13 protein-coding genes and 2 tRNA genes are annotated in these 16,300 nt (G+C 72.8%); 5 read left to right on the plus strand and 10 right to left on the minus strand.

The genetic code is table 11. The annotated features are described in order from the left end of the window. Window positions 1–44: 44 nt before the first annotated feature. From acs to THESUDRAFT_RS08670, 3 genes are all read right to left on the minus strand, one after another. Window positions 45–2,018: an acetate--CoA ligase gene (gene acs / locus THESUDRAFT_RS08660; RefSeq protein WP_006904402.1), complete on the minus strand. Its 1,974-nt coding sequence runs from the start codon at window positions 2,016–2,018 to the stop codon at window positions 45–47. Window positions 2,019–2,363: 345 nt separating this feature from the next. Beyond that, window positions 2,364–3,707, minus strand: coding sequence for an MFS transporter (locus THESUDRAFT_RS08665; RefSeq protein WP_006904403.1), 1,344 nt, complete (start codon window positions 3,705–3,707; stop codon window positions 2,364–2,366). 521 nt (window positions 3,708–4,228) lie between these two features. Next, window positions 4,229–5,071 carry a hypothetical protein gene (locus tag THESUDRAFT_RS08670; RefSeq protein WP_006904405.1) on the minus strand — a complete coding sequence of 281 codons (843 nt, stop codon included), beginning with the start codon at window positions 5,069–5,071 and terminating at the stop codon, window positions 4,229–4,231. Between the two features lie 534 nt (window positions 5,072–5,605). On the opposite strand from THESUDRAFT_RS08670, the gene THESUDRAFT_RS08675 reads away from it, so the two are divergent. Together THESUDRAFT_RS08675 and THESUDRAFT_RS08680 are read left to right on the plus strand one after the other, a co-directional pair. After that, window positions 5,606–6,352, plus strand: a complete 747-nt coding sequence (locus tag THESUDRAFT_RS08675; protein WP_006904406.1) for an N-acetylmuramoyl-L-alanine amidase family protein — start codon at window positions 5,606–5,608, stop codon at window positions 6,350–6,352. Window positions 6,353–6,375: 23 nt separating this feature from the next. Beyond that, complete coding sequence (locus tag THESUDRAFT_RS08680; RefSeq protein ID WP_006904407.1) at window positions 6,376–7,596, plus strand: glycosyl hydrolase family 18 protein; 1,221 nt, start codon at window positions 6,376–6,378, stop codon at window positions 7,594–7,596. A gap of 12 nt (window positions 7,597–7,608) precedes the next feature. Here THESUDRAFT_RS08680 and THESUDRAFT_RS08685 read toward each other — a convergent pair whose 3' ends face one another. After that, window positions 7,609–8,379, minus strand: a complete 771-nt coding sequence (locus tag THESUDRAFT_RS08685) for a glucose 1-dehydrogenase (protein WP_006904408.1) — start codon at window positions 8,377–8,379, stop codon at window positions 7,609–7,611. A 72-nt stretch (window positions 8,380–8,451) separates the two neighbouring features. Between THESUDRAFT_RS08685 and folP the strand changes: the two genes are divergently transcribed. Further along, window positions 8,452–10,500, plus strand: a complete 2,049-nt coding sequence (gene folP / locus THESUDRAFT_RS14625; RefSeq protein ID WP_242823385.1) for a dihydropteroate synthase — start codon at window positions 8,452–8,454, stop codon at window positions 10,498–10,500. Here folP and THESUDRAFT_RS08695 read toward each other — a convergent pair. The 6 genes from THESUDRAFT_RS08695 to THESUDRAFT_RS08720 all read right to left on the minus strand — a co-directional run bounded on the left by THESUDRAFT_RS08695 (window position 10,485) and on the right by THESUDRAFT_RS08720 (window position 13,742). Then, a complete protein-coding gene (locus THESUDRAFT_RS08695; RefSeq protein WP_040826422.1) occupies window positions 10,485–11,243 on the minus strand; it encodes a RibD family protein in 759 nt (252 codons plus the stop codon). The two genes, folP and THESUDRAFT_RS08695, sit on opposite strands and share 16 nt — an antisense overlap. A gap of 587 nt (window positions 11,244–11,830) precedes the next feature. After that, window positions 11,831–11,913, minus strand: a tRNA-Leu gene (locus THESUDRAFT_RS08700). A gap of 75 nt (window positions 11,914–11,988) precedes the next feature. After that, window positions 11,989–12,072: transfer RNA gene (locus THESUDRAFT_RS08705), tRNA-Leu, on the minus strand. A 118-nt stretch (window positions 12,073–12,190) separates the two neighbouring features. After that, a complete protein-coding gene (locus tag THESUDRAFT_RS08710; protein ID WP_040827425.1) occupies window positions 12,191–12,802 on the minus strand; it encodes a lytic transglycosylase domain-containing protein in 612 nt (203 codons plus the stop codon). 2 nt (window positions 12,803–12,804) lie between these two features. Beyond that, a complete protein-coding gene (gene coaE / locus THESUDRAFT_RS08715) occupies window positions 12,805–13,542 on the minus strand; it encodes a dephospho-CoA kinase (protein ID WP_006904412.1) in 738 nt (245 codons plus the stop codon). Continuing rightward, window positions 13,542–13,742 carry a hypothetical protein gene (locus THESUDRAFT_RS08720; protein ID WP_006904413.1) on the minus strand — a complete coding sequence of 67 codons (201 nt, stop codon included), beginning with the start codon at window positions 13,740–13,742 and terminating at the stop codon, window positions 13,542–13,544. The genes coaE and THESUDRAFT_RS08720 overlap by 1 nt, the downstream gene beginning before the upstream one ends. Window positions 13,743–14,075: 333 nt before the next feature. Here THESUDRAFT_RS08720 and THESUDRAFT_RS14630 point away from each other — a divergent pair, with 333 nt between their 5' ends. Beyond that, window positions 14,076–14,942, plus strand: a complete 867-nt coding sequence (locus tag THESUDRAFT_RS14630; protein WP_006904414.1) for a cell wall hydrolase — start codon at window positions 14,076–14,078, stop codon at window positions 14,940–14,942. A 295-nt stretch (window positions 14,943–15,237) separates the two neighbouring features. Continuing rightward, complete coding sequence (locus THESUDRAFT_RS08730; RefSeq protein WP_006904415.1) at window positions 15,238–16,101, plus strand: cell wall hydrolase; 864 nt, start codon at window positions 15,238–15,240, stop codon at window positions 16,099–16,101. Window positions 16,102–16,300: the final 199 nt, after the last annotated feature.

Genomic DNA, 16,300 nt, shown 5'->3' on the forward strand with positions numbered 1-16,300 from the left:
GCTGGCCCGGTCCGCCCGCCAGCAGCAGGCTGGTGAGCGGGTGGTCAGCGGGCAGGCTGGGAGGCGTACATCTGGCGCAGCTGCTCCGGAACGTCGGGATCACGCAGGGTGGTGGTATCGCCCAGCTGGCGCCCTTCCACGATATCCCGCAAGAGGCGCCGCATGATCTTGCCGCTGCGGGTCTTGGGCAGGTCGGGCACGAACAGCACCCGGTCGGGCCGGGCGATGGGGCTGATCACCTTGGCCACGTGCTCCTTGAGTTCCGCCTCCAGCTCGGGACCGCCCTGCCGGCCGGCCTCCAGGATCACGAAGCCCACGGGCACCTGGCCCTTGACCGGGTGAGGTGCCGCGATCACCGCCGCTTCCGCCACGGCCGGGTGGGACACCAGCGCGCTCTCGATCTCCATGGTGCTCAGCCGGTGACCCGCCACGTTCATCACGTCGTCCACCCGGCCGAGCACCCAGAAGTAGCCGTCTTCGTCGATCTTGGCGCCGTCGCCGGGGTAGTACACATCCCGGCCCCACTTGGACCAGTAGGTGTTGACGTAGCGCTCCTCGTCGCCCCAGATGCCCCGGAGCATGGAAGGCCAGGGGCGCAGGATGGCCAGGTAGCCGCCGCCTTGGCCGGGCGGCACGGGGTTGCCCTGGTCGTCCAGCACCGCCGCCTTGATCCCGGGGAAGGGCCGGGTGGCGCTGCCGGGCTTGGTGACCGTCACCCCGGGGAGCGGGGTGATCATGATGGCCCCCGTCTCCGTCTGCCACCAGGTGTCCACGATGGGGCAGCGGCCGCCGCCGATGTGCTCGTGGTACCACATCCAGGCCTCCGGGTTGATGGGCTCGCCCACGCTGCCCAGGAGGCGCAGGCTCGAGAGGTCGTGCCGCCGCGGGTACTCGGGGCCGTCGGCGGCGAAGGCCCGGATGGCCGTGGGAGCCGTATAGAAGATGGTGATGCCGTATTTCTCGATGATCACCCACGGCCGGTCCTTGTCCGGCCAGTCGGGCGCCCCCTCGTACATAACCACCGTGGCGCCGTTGGCCAGCGGGCCGTAGACGATGTACGAATGGCCGGTGATCCAGCCGATGTCGGCCATGCACCAGTACACGTCGTCTTCCTGCAGGTCGAAGACCCACTTGGTGGTGGCGTACACGCCCGTCAGGTACCCGCCCGTGGTGTGGACGATGCCCTTGGGCCGCCCCGTGGTGCCCGAGGTGTACATCATGAAGAGCATATCCTCGGCGTCCATCGCTTCGGGCGGGCACAGCCGCTCCGCCTGCTCCATCAGCTCGTGCCACCAGCGGTCCCGGCCCGGCGTGAAGGGTACCTCATGGCCGGTGCGCCGCACCACCACCACAGCCTCCACATCCTGCTTGCCCGCCAGCAGCTTGAGCGCCTCATCGGCCTGGGCCTTGAGCGGAACCACCTTCCCCCGGCGGTAGAACCCGTCAGAGGTGACGAGGAACCGGGAGCCGGCATCTTCCATGCGCGAGGCCAGGGCCTGGGGGCTGAAGCCGGCGAAGACCACCGAGTGGGGCGCGCCGATGCGGGCACAGGCCAGCATGGCGATGGGCAGCTCGGGGATCATGGGCAGGTAGATGGTCACCCGGTCGCCCTTCTTCACGCCCAGGCCCTTGAGGACGCTGGCGAACTTGTTGACTTCCCGGTAGAGGTCATAGTAGGTCAGGGTGCGGGTATCCCCCGGCTCACCTTCCCAGATGATGGCGGCCTTGTTCCGCCGCGGCCCGCGGATGTGCCGGTCGACGCAGTTCACGCTGGCGTTCAGCTTGCCGCCGAGGAACCACCGGGCATGGGGCGGGTTCCACTCCAGCACCCGGTCCCACTTCTGAAACCACTCCAGCTCTTCCGCCCACCGGGCCCAGAAGCCCTCGGGATCCCTTTCCGCTTCCTCGTAGACCGACTCGTCCCGCACGTGGGCGCGGGCCCGGAAGGACTCGGGGGGTGCGAAACGCCGTTCTTCCCGGAGCAGGGCATCGATGGGCCTTCCTGCCGCGTCTGCCATGGTGTCCCCTCCCTCTGCGGGCTCGGTCCCGCCGGAATTCGTCCCCTATACCTCTAATTAGAACGGAACTCGCTCAGATCCTGCGGCCGGCGCCCAACCCCTCCTCCGCGGGGACGGCCCGAGCGGGTCCCGCACGTCCCTCCGCCCCGGGCCCCGGGGACGCGATTGACGCGAGGCGCGCCGCCGCGTCGCCGCCGCGGCGGCCGGGCATGGCGAAGCCGCGGCACCGGGAAGGCGCCGTCGCGACCCTACCGCCCGGCCCTTGCCGGCCCCGGGCAAAAGCCGGCCCCGCGGCGCCGCCAGGGCCCGCGGGGCCGGCGCCCACCGGCCCGTTCGTCCGCCAGATCAGTCGGCGGTGGCTTCGGTGGCATGGGTCTCCTGCCAGATGGACACCACGCTGGTCTCCTTCAGCAGGAAGGTCCCCACCACGAAGGTGATCAGGGCCACCGCCGTGGGATACCAGACGCCGGCATAGATGTTGCCCGTGCTGGCCACCAGGCTGGCCGAGATGTACGGCGTGAGGCCGCCGAACCAGCCGTTGCCCAGGTGGTAGGGCAGCGACAGGGCGGTGTAGCGGATCTTGCCGGGGAAGGTCTCGACCAGGAAGGCGGCGATGGGCCCGTAGACCATGGTGACGTAGAGCACCTGAATCCAGACCAGCAGGGTGAGCACCACCGGATTGCCGGCGTTCTGGTGCATCAGCTGGTACAGCGGATAGTAGGTCAGGGCAGCGATCAGGTTGCCTGCCATCATGATCGGCTTGCGGCCGATGCGATCCGACAGGTGGCCGAAGACGACGAAGAAGGGCGTGCCCAGGGCCAGGGCGACGGCCACGATGATGTTGGCGGTGACGAAGTCAACCTTCAGGGTATTCTGCAGGTAGACCAGGGCGTAGAACTGGCCCGTATACCAGACCACCGCCTGCCCGGCCGTGGCACCCAGCAGGGCCAGCAGGACCAGCTTCCAGTTGCGGAACGTCTCTCGAATCGGCGCCTGGGTGGTCTTGCCCTGGGCCTTGAGCTGCTGGAACAGGGGCGATTCCTGCAGGCGCATGCGCATCCACGCCGAGAGCACCAGCAGCACGGCGGAGAGCAGGAAGGGGATTCGCCATCCCCAGGCAGCAAAGGCTTCCGGGCTCATGGACAGGCGGACGATGAGGATGACACCCAGCGAAACGAACAGGCCCAGCGTGGCCGTGGTCTGGATGAAGGACGTGTAGAACCCGCGCCGGCCGTCGGGGGCGTGCTCGGCCACGTAGGTGGCCGCGCCGCCGTACTCGCCGCCCAGGGCCAGACCCTGCAGGAGCCGCAACACCAGGACGATGAGGGGTGCGGCAATGCCGATCTGGCTGTAGGTGGGTACCAGGCCGATGGCCGTGGTGGCACCGCCCATGATCAGCAGGGTCATCAGGAACGCGTACTTGCGCCCGATCAGGTCCCCCAACCGCCCGAACACCAGGGCGCCGAAGGGCCGCACCAGGAACCCGGTGGCAAAGATGGCCAGGGTGTTGAGCAAGGCGACGGTCGGGTTCCCCTTGGGAAAGAAGGCCGAAGCAATGACGGTGGAGAGGCTGCCGAAGATGTAGAAATCATACCACTCGATGACGGTACCGCCGGCCGAGGCTGCGATGACACGCCAGATGTTCCGGCTGTCCGCAGGCCCGGCCGCAGTGGCACTGACGGCCCCCATGCAGGAAACCTCCCCTCTCGCGGTCCCTGGAACGCTCCTGGCCGGGCGCCCTGCCGGCCAGGGCCCCCACCGGTCCCCAGTACCGGTGCGAAGCCCCTGCCTTTCCCCGTGATGGCGCCGCCGTGATCCAGAGGGTCGTCACCGGTCCGCAGTACCGGCGCGATGCCCCTGCCTTTCCCTCCGGCTCCCGCCGGCAGCTTTCTCCCTCCCCTTCTCTTTCATCGCCCCCTTTCAGCGCCATGGCTTCCGGCCGGGGCACGCCTGTTCCAGGAACGTCCCATGGCACGATATGGGATGCCTAATTCCGCGCCGGCGGCCCAAATCCTGCCGGCCGCGGGTGGCGGGCACCTTCAAGACAACGAATTTCTGTTCCAGGCCTGGAACTTTAAAGCGGGTTCCGCTAGGGGGTGGGGATGAAGGGACGAAAAGCGGCGCAATAGCGGGCAGTACGGTGATTGCCGGCGGGCTTCCTGGCCGGGGCCAGGGTGCCGGCCCAGGCTGCCGGCACCGTCCAGGGGCATCTAGAAGCGGCTCCTTGCCACCCGGGCGGCGAGCCACCGTGTGGCGAAGAACACGCCGACCGCCAGGGCCAGGCTGGCGGCCCCCGCCGCCAGGTAGCCCACCGTCGCGTAGGGAGCCAGGGTCGCGCGGGTGAAGGCCAGGGCCGTGTCCAGCGGCAGGGCCTCCCGCCAGCCGTGGGGGAAGCCGGCCACCATCCACTGGCCGGCCATGCCGAAGAGGTACAGGGCCAGGCGCTCCAGAAGAACCGGCCAGGCCGCGAAGGTCGCCGGGTAGAGCCAGCCCCGGCCCCCGGCGGTGCAACCCGTGTAGACGCCCGCCACCACGTAGGGAATCACCACCAGGGCCGCCGCCATCCGGCCTGCCCCCTGGGCGCCGGCGCCGAAGAGGGTGCTGCCCGCCGCGGGCACCGCGCTGTAGACCGCCGTCAAGGCGTAGGTGACCGCCAGGAGGAACCAGCCCAGGGGCGCAGGATCCACCGGGGGTGGAAGATCGCCGTCCCCGGCCGGCAAGGCTTCCCGGCCAGGGATCGCCGGGGTCGCCTGCCCTGCCTCCGGCGCCCCGGGCCGGCGCTGGAGCCGGGGAAGCCACCGGCGCCGAAGGCGCCGGGGACCCGCCTCCGCCCCCCGCGCTGCCTGTTCCCCCAGGCGCAGATCTTGTTCCACCCCCTGGGCCCGGACGTCAGCAGGCCGGATCAACAGCAGGTCACGGCCGCCCTGCCCGCCGGCCCCGCCCTCCCCGGCTCCACCCGCCGGCCCGGGTCCGGCCGCCTTCCCCCCTCCCGCGGGCGGCCCCGCCCGGCGGCGGGACTCCTCGGGTACCTGCCGGCCGTCTGCACGGGACATCCAAGCCACCCTCCCCCGGGCGAAACCACCGCCATCCGGGTCACGCCGTGCCCGGCACAGGTCACGCCGCGGCCGGCGCCCGACCGCCCGGACCGGGCACCCGACGCCGCCGTCCCTGCCCTCTCCCCGGGCAGGCCACGTCCCGGACCGCGTCCCCGGCGGTCCAGGCCCCGCACCGGCCGCTTCCCCGCCGGCGTCCCCCGGAGCCCGGTCCTTCCGTTGCCCGGCGTCCTCTGCCCGTCAGTTCCCTCCCGCACGGGCCGGTTCCTCCCGCCGGGCCTCCCCGTCCCGGACGACCGGACGCTCCACGGGTGCGGCGGGCATCGGGCCAGGGCCCGTGAGGTCCCGAGCCCCGGTTCGTCCCCGCGGTTCTTCCCCACAAGATCCGCGACGCCCTTGCATACATCGCATCGGAGGCCCCGGCCGGGAGGAATGGCGCGAACCCGTCCGTGTTGGGCCGGTCGGCGGCGGCCCGCCGCACCGCCCCAGCCCCCGCGCCCACCGGCCCAGCCCAGCCGGAGGAGGTGGAGGTCCGTGCATGCCCGCAGGCGGCACCCAGGCCCGGTGCGGGATTCCGGCGGGGAGACGGCACTGCTGGCCGTACTTGCGGCCGTGCTGGTGCTTGTGCTCCTGTCCCAGCGGGCCCATGCTCCCGCCCCCTCGAACCGTGACGGCCCGGTCATCGTGCTGGACCCGGGCCACGGCGGCATCGACGGCGGCACCCACCTCCAGGGGCGCATTCTGGAAAAGGACCTCACCCTGCAGCTGGCCCAGGCGATGGCGCCCCTGCTGGAAGCCTCCGGGTTCCGCGTGGTCCTGACCCGCACCGCCGATTACGCCCTGGCCCCCGGCGACGACGACGCCAGCGTGCGCCGCGACCTGGAGGAGCGGCTGCGCATCACCCGCGACGCCCGGGCCGCCGCCCTGGTCAGCCTGCACGTCAACGCCGCCCGGGACAGCCGCCTGCGCGGCCCCATCGTCTTCTACCAGTTCGGGGACGAACCCGGCCGCCGCCTGGCGCTGGCCGTCCAGGCGAGCCTGAACGCCGCCTTCCCGCCGGAGGCCCGCAACGAGGCCCTGCCCGCCGACTTCTTCCTTCTCGCGAAGGCGGGCCGCCCCGCCGTGCTGGTGGAGTTCGCCTTCCTGACCAACCCCGCCGACCGCGCCATCCTGCTGAGCCCCCAGGGCCGCCGGCACCTGGCCGCCGCGGCGGTGGAAGGCCTGGTCCGGGGGCTGGCCCAGCTGGGTGTCCGGGCGCATGGCGTTCCCCCGGGTCGGTGACACTGCGGGCGGAGGGATGCCCGATGAACCCGCACCCGTGTCGCCGCCGGGGGTGGAGCCTGCTGCCGCCGCGACGCAGCCCAGCCGGCGTGCCCCCCGCCCGCCCGGGACGGCGGCGGGGAGTCCCTGCCGTCACCGCCCTGCTGCTGATCGCCCTGTTCCTCGGCGCCTGCCGGGCCGGCGGCCCGGCCTCCCGTGCCCCCGCCAAGCCGGGGCCCGGCGCAGGGCCCGGCACGGGCGGCGCCGCGGACATCGTCGGCAAGGACCCCGTGGTCTACGGGTTCTACACCGAACCCGAACCGCCCCTGGCCGGCTCCTTCGAGACCATGGTCCGCCACGCCCGGGACCTGGATGTGATCGTGCCCTTCTGGTTCCGGCTGGCGGAAAGCGGGGACGGCACCATCGAAGCCTACGCCGCGCCGCCGCCCGAGCGCCGCAAGCAGGTGATCCGGGAAGCCCACCGGCGCGGCCTCAAGGTGGAACTCATCGTCCACAATCTGCTCTACGGCTCGGGCGAGCGCAGCGCGGCCACCGCCCGCCGGTTCCTCCGGGACCCCCAGGCCCAGGAGCGGGCCGTCCGCGGCCTGCTGGACATCATGCGGCAGGAGGGCTACGACGGCATCCACATCGACCTGGAGACGGTGCCGCCGGAAGAGCGCCCGCGGCTGACGGCCTTCGTCCGCAAGGTGCGGGACGCGCTACCGGACGGCAAGCTCCTCAGCATCGCCGTCTTCCCCCGGGACCGGGACGACCGCACGGACCCCAACACGGGCGTGTACGACTACGCCGCCCTCGGTGAGGCCGTCGACTTCTTCATCCTGATGACCTACTCCGAGCACCGGGCGGACACGCCGCCGGGTCCCCTGGCGTCCCTGGACTACGTCGACCGCATGGTGCGCTACGCCCTGCGCTACGTACCGCGGGACAAGGTGATCGTGGGCCTCGGCGCCTTCGGCTTCGACTGGGGCGGCGGCACCTTCCCGCGCTACCTGGATCACGCCCAGGCGGTGCAGCTGGCCCGCCAGCAGGGCGTGGACGTGCGCTGGGACGACCGGGCCCGGGTACCCTACTTCACCTACACGGCCGAGGACGGCTCCAGCCACGCGGTGTACTTCGAAAACGCTCGCAGCTGGGCGGAGAAGATCAACCTGGTTCGGCGGCACCGGGTGCGGGGCGTCGCCATCTGGCGGCTGGGGATGGAAGACCCGGCGGCCTGGCGGGAGATCGCCCGCAGGCTCCGGTGAATCCGAGGCCGGTCAGAGGTAGATCATCTTCACCGTCATCCCGCCGTCGACCACCAGGTTCTGGCCGGTGATGAACCCGGCCTCCGGCGACACCAGAAAGGCGCAGGCGGCGGCCACGTCTTCGGGCCGGCCCACCCGGCCCACCGGATGCTGGGCGTGGTCCTGCTCCCCCACGGGCTCGTGGCCCGTGTCGATCCAGCCCGGGCTGATGGCGTTGACCCGGATGCCGTAGCGGCCCAGGCTGACGGCCAGGGCGTGGGTCAGGGCCAAAAGCCCCCCTTTGGCCGCCGCGTAGGGCTCCCCGTCGGGTTCGGACATGAGGGCGCGGGTCGAGGCGATCTGCACGATGGCGCCCCGCCCGGCCTGCCGCATGTACGGCACCACGTGGCGGGCACAAAGGTAGGCGCCCGTCAGGTTCACCGCCAGCACCCGCTGCCAGGTGGCTTCGGCCGCCTCGTGCTCCAGGGGGACGAACCCGCCGATGCCGGCGTTGTTGACCAGGATGGTGGGCGGTCCCAGCTCCCCGGCCACCTGGGCCATGGCCCGGGCCACCGCCCCGCTGTCCGCCACGTCGGCCTCGACGGCCACGGCCCGCCCGCCCGCGCCACAAGCCTCTCCGGCCGTTCGCCGCGCCCCCGGGCCGTCGATGTCCAGCACGCCCACCGCCGCGCCTTCCGCCGCCAGCCTCAGGGCGATGGCCCGCCCGATGCCGCGGGCCGCCCCCGTCACCACCGCCACCTCCCCGGCCAGCCGACCGGCCGTCCACGGCTCCTCCTGCCGCATCGCCCGGCACCTCCTGGTATATTGGGGAAGAACGGGCCCCGGCCGCCCGGAAGGAGGATGCCCTTGCGCCTGGTGGATCAGTGGCGCCGCGCCCTGGCGCGAGCCCGCCGGGGCGAGCTGGCGGTGTTGCGCCAGCCCTGGCACCGGCCCGTGCCCGGCGGGACGGTGGCCCCGTACCTGGTCAAAGTGCTCTGCGCCGACGAAGGGCGCCTGGCGGCCTGGGGCACCCGCTACGGGCTTCCCGCCCGGGGCATCTGCCGCCACGGGAGCATCCCCCATTACGACCTCTGGGGCCCGCTGGCCGACCGGGCCTGGGCGGAACTGGCCCCCGCGACCCTGGGCACCGGACCGGATGCCGGCCCGGGTGAGAACGCTGAAGGGGCCGGGCCCGGCGCACCGCCTCCAGGCGGAAGCCCCTTTCCCCATCAAGGGTCATCTCCATCTCAAGGAGGAACGGTCTTGGACCACCGCAACCCCGAACGGCCTGCCGGCATCGACAGCCAGGCGCCCGGTCCCGCCCCGGCCGGAGGCGGGCCCGGCCCCCGGGCGGTGGTGGCCGTGCTGCGCGGCCCCTGGCCCGCCGGCGACGCCGCGGCCCGGCTGGTCCGGGCGGGCTGGCCCGGTGCCGGCGCCCTGTACGACCGCTGGCAGCACGTCCTGGAGATCGCGCCCTTGCCGCCCGAGCTGGCCCGCCGCCTGGCCCACGAGGCCGCCGGCCAGACGGGCTTCGCCACCTGGCGCCCCTACGCCGGCGCCGCCAGCCTGCTTTTGGGCGGCTCGCTGCCCCAGCTGTGGTCCCTGGCCTGCCGGTGGGGCGGTCACCCTGCGGTCCCGGACCCGGGCAGAGGCCCGGAGCCCGGAGGAACCACGGCGGGCCTCGGCGCCCCGTTCACCGGCCGTGACCAACCCGCCTCCGGCGAGGACCTGACCCGCTCTGCCGGCCACGCCCTGGCGCGGGCTCTCCTCTCGCTGCCCCATCTCCCGCCCGGGCGGCTGGGGGCAGAGGGCGGCGCCGCCCCCTTGTCGCCCGCCGGGGTTCCTGCAGGCTCCCCGGTCGGGGGAACGGCCCCCGCCGGGCGCGGGAGGGCGGGGCCGGTTTCCGCGGCGCCGGCGGCCGGCGCCCCCTGGCCCGCCGGGGGGTTCCCGGCGGGACCCGTGCCCCTGGCCCTGGGTCCCCGCAAGGTCGACTTCCGGGGCCGCTCCCTGCTCTTCGGCCGGCGCACCCTGATCATGGGCGTGCTCAACGTCACCCCCGACTCCTTCTCCGACGGAGGCCGCTACAACGCCCCCGACCGGGCGCTGCGCCGCGCCCTGGAGATGGTGGCCGAAGGCGCCGACCTCATTGACGTAGGGGCCGAGAGCGCCAACATCGCCGCCTCCAAACCGGAACTGGAGGAGGAACTGGCCCGGCTGGTCCCGGTGGTCGAGCGGCTGGTGCGGGAGGTGGACGTGCCCATCTCCATCGACACCTACAAGGCGCCCGTGGCCGAAGCGGCCCTCGAGGCCGGTGCCCACATCATCAACGACATCAGCGGCCTGCACGCCGACCCCGACCTAGCGGCCGTCTGCGCCCGCTACGGTGCCGGGGTGGTGATCATGCACCTGCAAGGCCACCCGCGGCGCCTGGCCCGGGAACCCCGCTACGACGACGTGGTGCTGGACGTCGCCCGCTACCTGGCCGAGGGCGTGCAGCGGGCCCTGGCCGCCGGCGTGCGCCCCGAAGCCATTGTGGTCGACCCCGGCATCGGCGTGGGCAAGCGCACCCGGCACAACCTGGAGATCCTGGAGAACCTGGGCGCCTTCCGCAGCCTGGGATACCCCGTCCTGCTGGGCGCCTCGCGCACCTCGGTGATCGGGAACATCCTGGAGACGCCCATCGGCGACCGGCTGGAGGGCACGCTGGCCACCACGGCCCTGGCCGTGGTCCACGGCGCCGACATGGTGCGCGTCCACGACGTGCGGGCCAACGCCCGGGTGGCCCGCATGGCCGACGCCCTGGTCCGCGGCTGGGACGAACCGGCCGGCGGCTGGCCCTTCGACGCCGTCACCGGCCGGCAGCGCCGGCCCCTGCGGGAACTCGGGCGGCTGCCGGTTCGTCCGGGAGATCAGTCCAGGACGTGATAGCGCAGGTAGAGCTCTCCCTCGTGGAAGAAGGCGCTGGCCAGGCTGAGGCGGACCAGGGGATCCAGGGCACGGGGCCCCATCACCATGGTCTTGTCCTCGGCGTAGCCGGCGATCTTGGGCGCCACCGTCCAGAAGAGCTCATCCACCACGCCGGCCTCCAGCATGGCGAAGTTCACCGTGGGGCCGCCCTCGCTGAGCAGGCGCTGGATGCCGTAGCGCTCCCGCAAGAGGGCCAGGGCCGCCCTCATCTCCACTTGCTCCTCCCCGGCGAAGGCCACGTCGGCCACCTGGCGCACGGCCTCCACCTTGTCGGCGGGGGCCGCCCGGCGCGTCAGCACCAGCGGCCGCCGCGGCGCTTCCCGGAAGAACCGGGCGTCCAGGGGCAGGTCGCAGGAACCGGTGATCACCACCGGCAGGGGCTGGGGCGGCAGGCCCCGGGCCTGCCGCCGCTCGGCGTACTCGGCGGGCACGCGCGGCGGCACGTCGTAGGCCCGGACGGTACCGGCGCCGCGCAACACGGCGTCCACCGGCGCCCGCAGCCGGGCCATGAGGCCGTGGTCCACCTTGCTGCCGATGGGCTCCTGGACGGCGCCGCGGCCCATGGTGACCTTGCCGTCCACGGTGGAGACCATGTTCACCAGCACGTAGGGACGGTGGGGTGGCCCGGCAGGAAGATCCAGGTCGTCGTAGATGGTGAGAGGATCGGGCCACGGCCGCGCCTCCGGGAAGAGCTGCTGCACGGGTGTCACCTGCCTTTGCCTTGCCGTAGTCCGGCTCGGGTCCGGGGCGGGCCGGCGCCAGCCCGCAACGCCCCGCCGCCAGGGCCGCCGGTCCCGGCCTGCCGCCCTCCGCGTCCGCCCCTGGCCTGCCGCCCGCCGCGTCCGGCCCTGGGCGCCCGCCGCACCCAGCCCTGGGCCGCCCGCCGCCGGGGGCCGCCCGCACGACCCCGCGGCTCCCCTCCCGGCGCCGGACCACGGGCGGACGGCACCGGCGTGCCGCCTGGGCGGCGCCGGCAGCACCACCTCACGGCGCGGGATCGCGCCGCATGTGACGAGGTGGCGGCGCCCGGTGCACGTCGCCGCCGGCCGGGCGCGGGCACGGCCTGGATGCCCCTTCCAGGGACGGGCTCCGGCTTGATCTTATCCTTTGCCGCAGGCCCGCGAAAGCGGCTCCGCGCCCGCGCCAGGGAGTCGCAGCAGGCGGGAGCCGGAGGCCTCAGACCCTCGGGCGAGGCCGCCCGGCCGCATCCGCGCAGGCCGGGTGCAGAAAGCGAGAAGGCGCCGGGCGGCGTGGCCTGGTTACCACGCCGCCCGGCGCCTCTGTCCTGTGCGAGGGGCGGGACTCGAACCCGCACGGGATAAACCCACACGCCCCTCAAACGTGCCTGTCTGCCAGTTCCAGCACCCTCGCACGGCCGCCCGGCCCTTCCGGGCCAACGGCTTTCTTTCTGGACGGGAAAGGCGGACAGGATTTCCTGTCCGCCGGTGCCGAAGGTGGGATTCGAACCCACACGGGCGTAAGCCCACGGCGCCCTGAACACCGCGTGTCTGCCAGTTCCACCACTTCGGCATGCTCGCTGCCGGCTCGACCGGCTGCGCAGTTCGTAATATAGCACCTGCATGCGCCCGGCGCAAGCCCCTCCTGGCCGGCGACGGGGCAGGGCCGGTGGCGGTGAGGAAGGCCGGGCCTACCGGCCCAGGCGCTCTTCCACTGCCGCCGTGCCGGCCGCCGCCAGCTGCTCCACCCTGCCCCACACGGCCGGCAGGTGACGGTAGAGCCAGCGGTAGACCCGGTAATCCCGCAGCACGCCGGCGACGAAGTGGCGGGTCTCCGGAAAGGGGATCTCGCCCGGCCCCTGGGCGGGGTGCCAGTGGCCCCGCGCCATCCAGTCCGCCACCGTTCCCTCCCCACCGTTGTAGGCGGCCAGGGCGGCCACGGGATCCCCGCCGAACCTGTCCAGCAGGTATGCCAGGTACCAGCACCCGAGGCGAAGGTTGACCTCCGGCTCGAAGAGCCGGTCCGGGTGGAATCCCTCGATTCCCAGGCGGGAGGCCGCCCACGCGCCCGTCTCGGGCATGAGCTGCATCAGGCCGCGGGCGCCCCGGCTGGACACGGCGCGGGGCTCGAAACCGCTCTCCCGCCGGATCACCGCCGCCACCAGCAAGGGGTCCAGCCCGCACGCCCGGGCTTCCCGCTGAATCAACGCCGCCATCGGCACGGGATAGGCCGCGTACAGGACGGCCATGGCGACCAGCGCGGCGACGGCCAGGGTCGTACCCCACCCCAGCCAGCGCACCATGTTCAGCACCCGCTGCCTCCCTCCGCACCGGTACGGCGACCGGAACCCGCCCGGTCCTCCGGACGGTCGCCGGGCCTGGAGCCCTGCCAGGTCGCGGAGCCCTCTTCACGCAACACGTGCCGGCGCCACGCTGCCTCCACCTGGCGGCGGGTCGCCTCCAGGTCGCCGCCGTTGTCGATCACCACATGAGCCCGGGCCGCCTTCTCCTCCAAGGGCATCTGCGCCGCCATGCGCCGTTCCAGCTCTTCCGGGGAGAGGTCGGGGTCCCGCTGCCGCAGGCGCTGAAGGCGCACGCCGCGCGGGGCGGTGACGACCCAGATCTGGTCGACCAGCTTCTCGGCCCCGACCTCGAAGAGCAGGGGCACGTCCCACACCACCGCCGGATGGCGTCCTGCCGCCATCAGGGCGCCGATGCGATCCCACGTGCGCTTGCGAACGGCGGGATGAACGATGCCCTCCAGCGCCTTGCGCGCCGCATCATCGCCGAAGACCCGGCGTCCCAGGGCCCGCCGGTCCAGGGTGCCGTCAGGACGCAGGATACCGGGGCCGAAGGCTTCCACCAGCCTGGCCAGGGCCGGCTCGCCGGGTTCGACTACCTCGCGGGCGATGGCGTCGGCGTCCACCACGGCGGCACCCAGGGACGCCAGCATGGCTGCCACGGAACTCTTGCCGCTCCCGATGCCGCCCGTCAGACCGATCAGCAGGGGCCGGCGGGCGGCGCGGGCGCCGCCGCCCGGCATCACAGGTCGACCCGCCGGCCGCCCAGTTTCTCCAGAGAGCTCTCCCGCAACGGCTTTTCGGAGCTGATGGTCAGCCGCCAGCGGCCGCCCTCCAGGGGCTTGATGGCCAGTTCCCCCGTCACGCCCAGGTTCTGGCGCAGGCGCTGGACCGCCGCCTCCAGCTTCTTCTCGTCTTCGAATTCCAGGGCCACCACCATCATGGGGCCTCCCTCCCATCCCCGCCCGGGCGATGCCCGGCGGCCGCCACGATGATCCCGCCCGGATTATACCGCCTGCCGGGGCCGGCGGCGAAAGCCGGATGCCAGGCCCCATGCCGGCAGCTGCCGCCGCCGGGCGCCTGCACTGAACGGACGCGAGCACCCGCTTCCTGCCTGGCCGGAGACGCCTTCCTGCCGGATGCCGATATTTTTCCTATTCTGTTGAACCCATGCCCGATGACCATGGATTCAATAATGCCACGTAAATAGCGACTTTTTATAATTTCAACGACAACCGTAGATATAAGTCCCTTTCGGAAGCAAGGAGGGAATGAAATGCGGGCTACAGCGATGGAGCAGGCTACCCCGCCGGCCCGAAGCTTGACCGGCCGGGGCGGCCGGAGCCGGCGCCCGGGGCTGCCCCTGGTGGGTGCGGCCCTGGCGCTGGCCTTCGTGCTGTCCGGGCCGGCGGCGGCCCTGGCCATCGCCGCGAAGCCCTCGGAACAGGGCGGTGTCGCCGGGGCGGCAGGGTCCGGTCCGGTGGCCGTGACGGCGAAGGCAAGCCTGGCCGGGGCCGAGGACGAGAAGAGCGCCACCACGGGTGGCCTGGTGGCAGCGGTCCAGCAGGCCGAGCAGCGGGCCGCGGACCGGGCCGAGAAGGCCGGTGGGCGGAAGAACCCGGCCGGCTCGCCGGACCGGGCCGGCGCGGCAGGCGGTGACGAGCGCCAGGAGGCGGCGGCAGCCGGCTCGGCCCGGGAGCGCGGGCGCGCTGCCGGCCCGGCGCGTACGCCTGGTACCGGGCAGGCCGGTCTGCGGGCCCAGGCGCGGGAGCGCGCCATGCACCTGACTCCCCGGGAACTGCGGCTTCTGGCCCAGATGATCGAGGCGGAGGCCGGCGCGGAGCCCTACGAGGGCAAGGTGGCGGTGGGCGCCGTGATCCTGAACCGGGTGCGCAGCCCCCTGTTCCCGGACACGGTCGAGGAGGTCATCTTCCAGCCCTGGCAGTTCGAGCCCGTCCTCAACGGCTGGTTCTGGCGGGAGCCCAGCGCCGCTTCCTGGCGCGCCGCTCGCGATGCCGCCCGGGGTCTGGACCCCACCGGCGGAGCCCTTTACTTCTGGAACCCGGCCAAGTCCGGGTACCAGCCCCACCTGGAGTCCCGCCCCAGCGCCGGCTGGATCGGCAATCACCGCTTCGCCTACTGAGGTTGGAGTTCGTTCCGGACCTCGCGAGCCAGCCCTCGCGAGGTCCGGAGTGGCTGTTGCAACGCGAGGTCCTGACCTGGCTATTGCGAGCGGTGGCTCCTTCTCGATCCCACGCGATGGCTCCACCCGGGGGCGGGCGCCGTGACCGGCGCCCGCCCCCGGTTTTTACCAATCCCTTGCCATTTATCCCTCCCGGCTCTACAGGAAACATTTTGCTAATGCCTGCGAATATTGCAGTTTTCTATAATTCGTTTCGTCCATGTTACATCCAGATTTCGTCCGGGGAGGGAGACGCATGGCGAATTGTCGGTGGCGGCGCGCGCTGGCCGGCCTGCTGGCCGGGGTGAGCCTGTCCGTCCTGGCCGTGATGGGCAGCACGGTCCCGGCGGCGGCCTCCGGGGGCGGTCCGGCCTTCGTCACCCATTACGTCCAGCGCGGCGAGACCATCTGGAAGATCAGCCGCAAGTACGGGGTTCCGATGGACGACATCGTGCAGCTGAACCGCCTGCCGTCGGCCAGCGTGGTCTGGGCCGGCACCTACCTGGCGATCCCCAGGATCGACCGCTACGACATCTACACCGTGCGGCGGGGCGATACCCTGTTCAAGATCGCCGCCGCCTACGGGCTGGCGGCCGCCGAGCTGCAGCGAGCCAACGCCCTGGCCGGTGACCTGATCCTGCCCGGACAGCGGCTGATCGTGCCCCTGGGTGGTGCGACGGGCGCGCCCTCGGGCGGGACTGCCGCGGCGGCACCCGCGCCGGCTCCCTCCCGGTCGCAGGCAGGCGGGCAGGGGGTGCGCGCGACCGACTATGAACTGCGCCTGCTGGCCCAGATGGTCGAGGCCGAGGCGGCCGGCGAGCCCTACGTGGGCAAGGTGGCCGTGGCGGCCGTGATCCTCAACCGGGTGAAGAGCCCGCTGTTCCCCGATACCGTGGCGGGCGTGCTGTTCGAGCCGTACCAGTTCGAGCCGGTGCTGAACGGGACCTTCTGGCAGGAACCCAGCGCCGAGTCCTGGCAGGCGGCCATCGACGCGGTCAACGGCTGGGATCCCACGGGCGGCGCCCTCTACTTCTGGAATCCCGTCAAGTCGGGCTACCAGCCCTTCCTGGAGAGCCGGCCCAGCGCGGGCTGGATCGGCAACCACCGGTTCGCCTACTGAGGTTCCCTTCCGGCGGTGCCGGCCGGCGCCGGCCCTGGCGGCGGCACCATCCCGCACGGGCCCGGGGCGACGGGCGGGGTGGACGCCGGGATTGACGATGCAGGACTCCATCGGGCACGGTCCCCGGCCGCCGGCCGGGGACCGAAGGCAGGGGCGGGGACTCAGGGTCCCCGCCCCTGGCCTTGCTCCGGCAGGTTCC

The sequence above is a fragment of the Thermaerobacter subterraneus DSM 13965 genome (assembly GCF_000183545.2).
Taxonomy (GTDB): domain Bacteria; phylum Bacillota; class Sulfobacillia; order Thermaerobacterales; family Thermaerobacteraceae; genus Thermaerobacter; species Thermaerobacter subterraneus.

What these genes read in the sequence shown, in the direction of transcription:
- THESUDRAFT_RS08685 (WP_006904408.1), bottom strand. Translation starts at nt 8,379, where the DNA reads ATGCGGCAGGAGGAGCCGTGGACGGCCGGTCGGCTGGCCGGGGAGGTG.
- THESUDRAFT_RS08670 (WP_006904405.1), bottom strand. Translation starts at nt 5,071, where the DNA reads ATGTCCCGTGCAGACGGCCGGCAGGTACCCGAGGAGTCCCGCCGCCGG.
- coaE (WP_006904412.1), bottom strand. Translation starts at nt 13,542, where the DNA reads ATGCCGGGCGGCGGCGCCCGCGCCGCCCGCCGGCCCCTGCTGATCGGT.
- THESUDRAFT_RS08680 (WP_006904407.1), top strand. Translation starts at nt 6,376, where the DNA reads ATGAACCCGCACCCGTGTCGCCGCCGGGGGTGGAGCCTGCTGCCGCCG.
- THESUDRAFT_RS08730 (WP_006904415.1), top strand. Translation starts at nt 15,238, where the DNA reads ATGGCGAATTGTCGGTGGCGGCGCGCGCTGGCCGGCCTGCTGGCCGGG.
- THESUDRAFT_RS08720 (WP_006904413.1), bottom strand. Translation starts at nt 13,742, where the DNA reads ATGATGGTGGTGGCCCTGGAATTCGAAGACGAGAAGAAGCTGGAGGCG.
- THESUDRAFT_RS08710 (WP_040827425.1), bottom strand. Translation starts at nt 12,802, where the DNA reads ATGGTGCGCTGGCTGGGGTGGGGTACGACCCTGGCCGTCGCCGCGCTG.
- THESUDRAFT_RS14630 (WP_006904414.1), top strand. Translation starts at nt 14,076, where the DNA reads ATGCGGGCTACAGCGATGGAGCAGGCTACCCCGCCGGCCCGAAGCTTG.
- THESUDRAFT_RS08665 (WP_006904403.1), bottom strand. Translation starts at nt 3,707, where the DNA reads ATGGGGGCCGTCAGTGCCACTGCGGCCGGGCCTGCGGACAGCCGGAAC.
- acs (WP_006904402.1), bottom strand. Translation starts at nt 2,018, where the DNA reads ATGGCAGACGCGGCAGGAAGGCCCATCGATGCCCTGCTCCGGGAAGAA.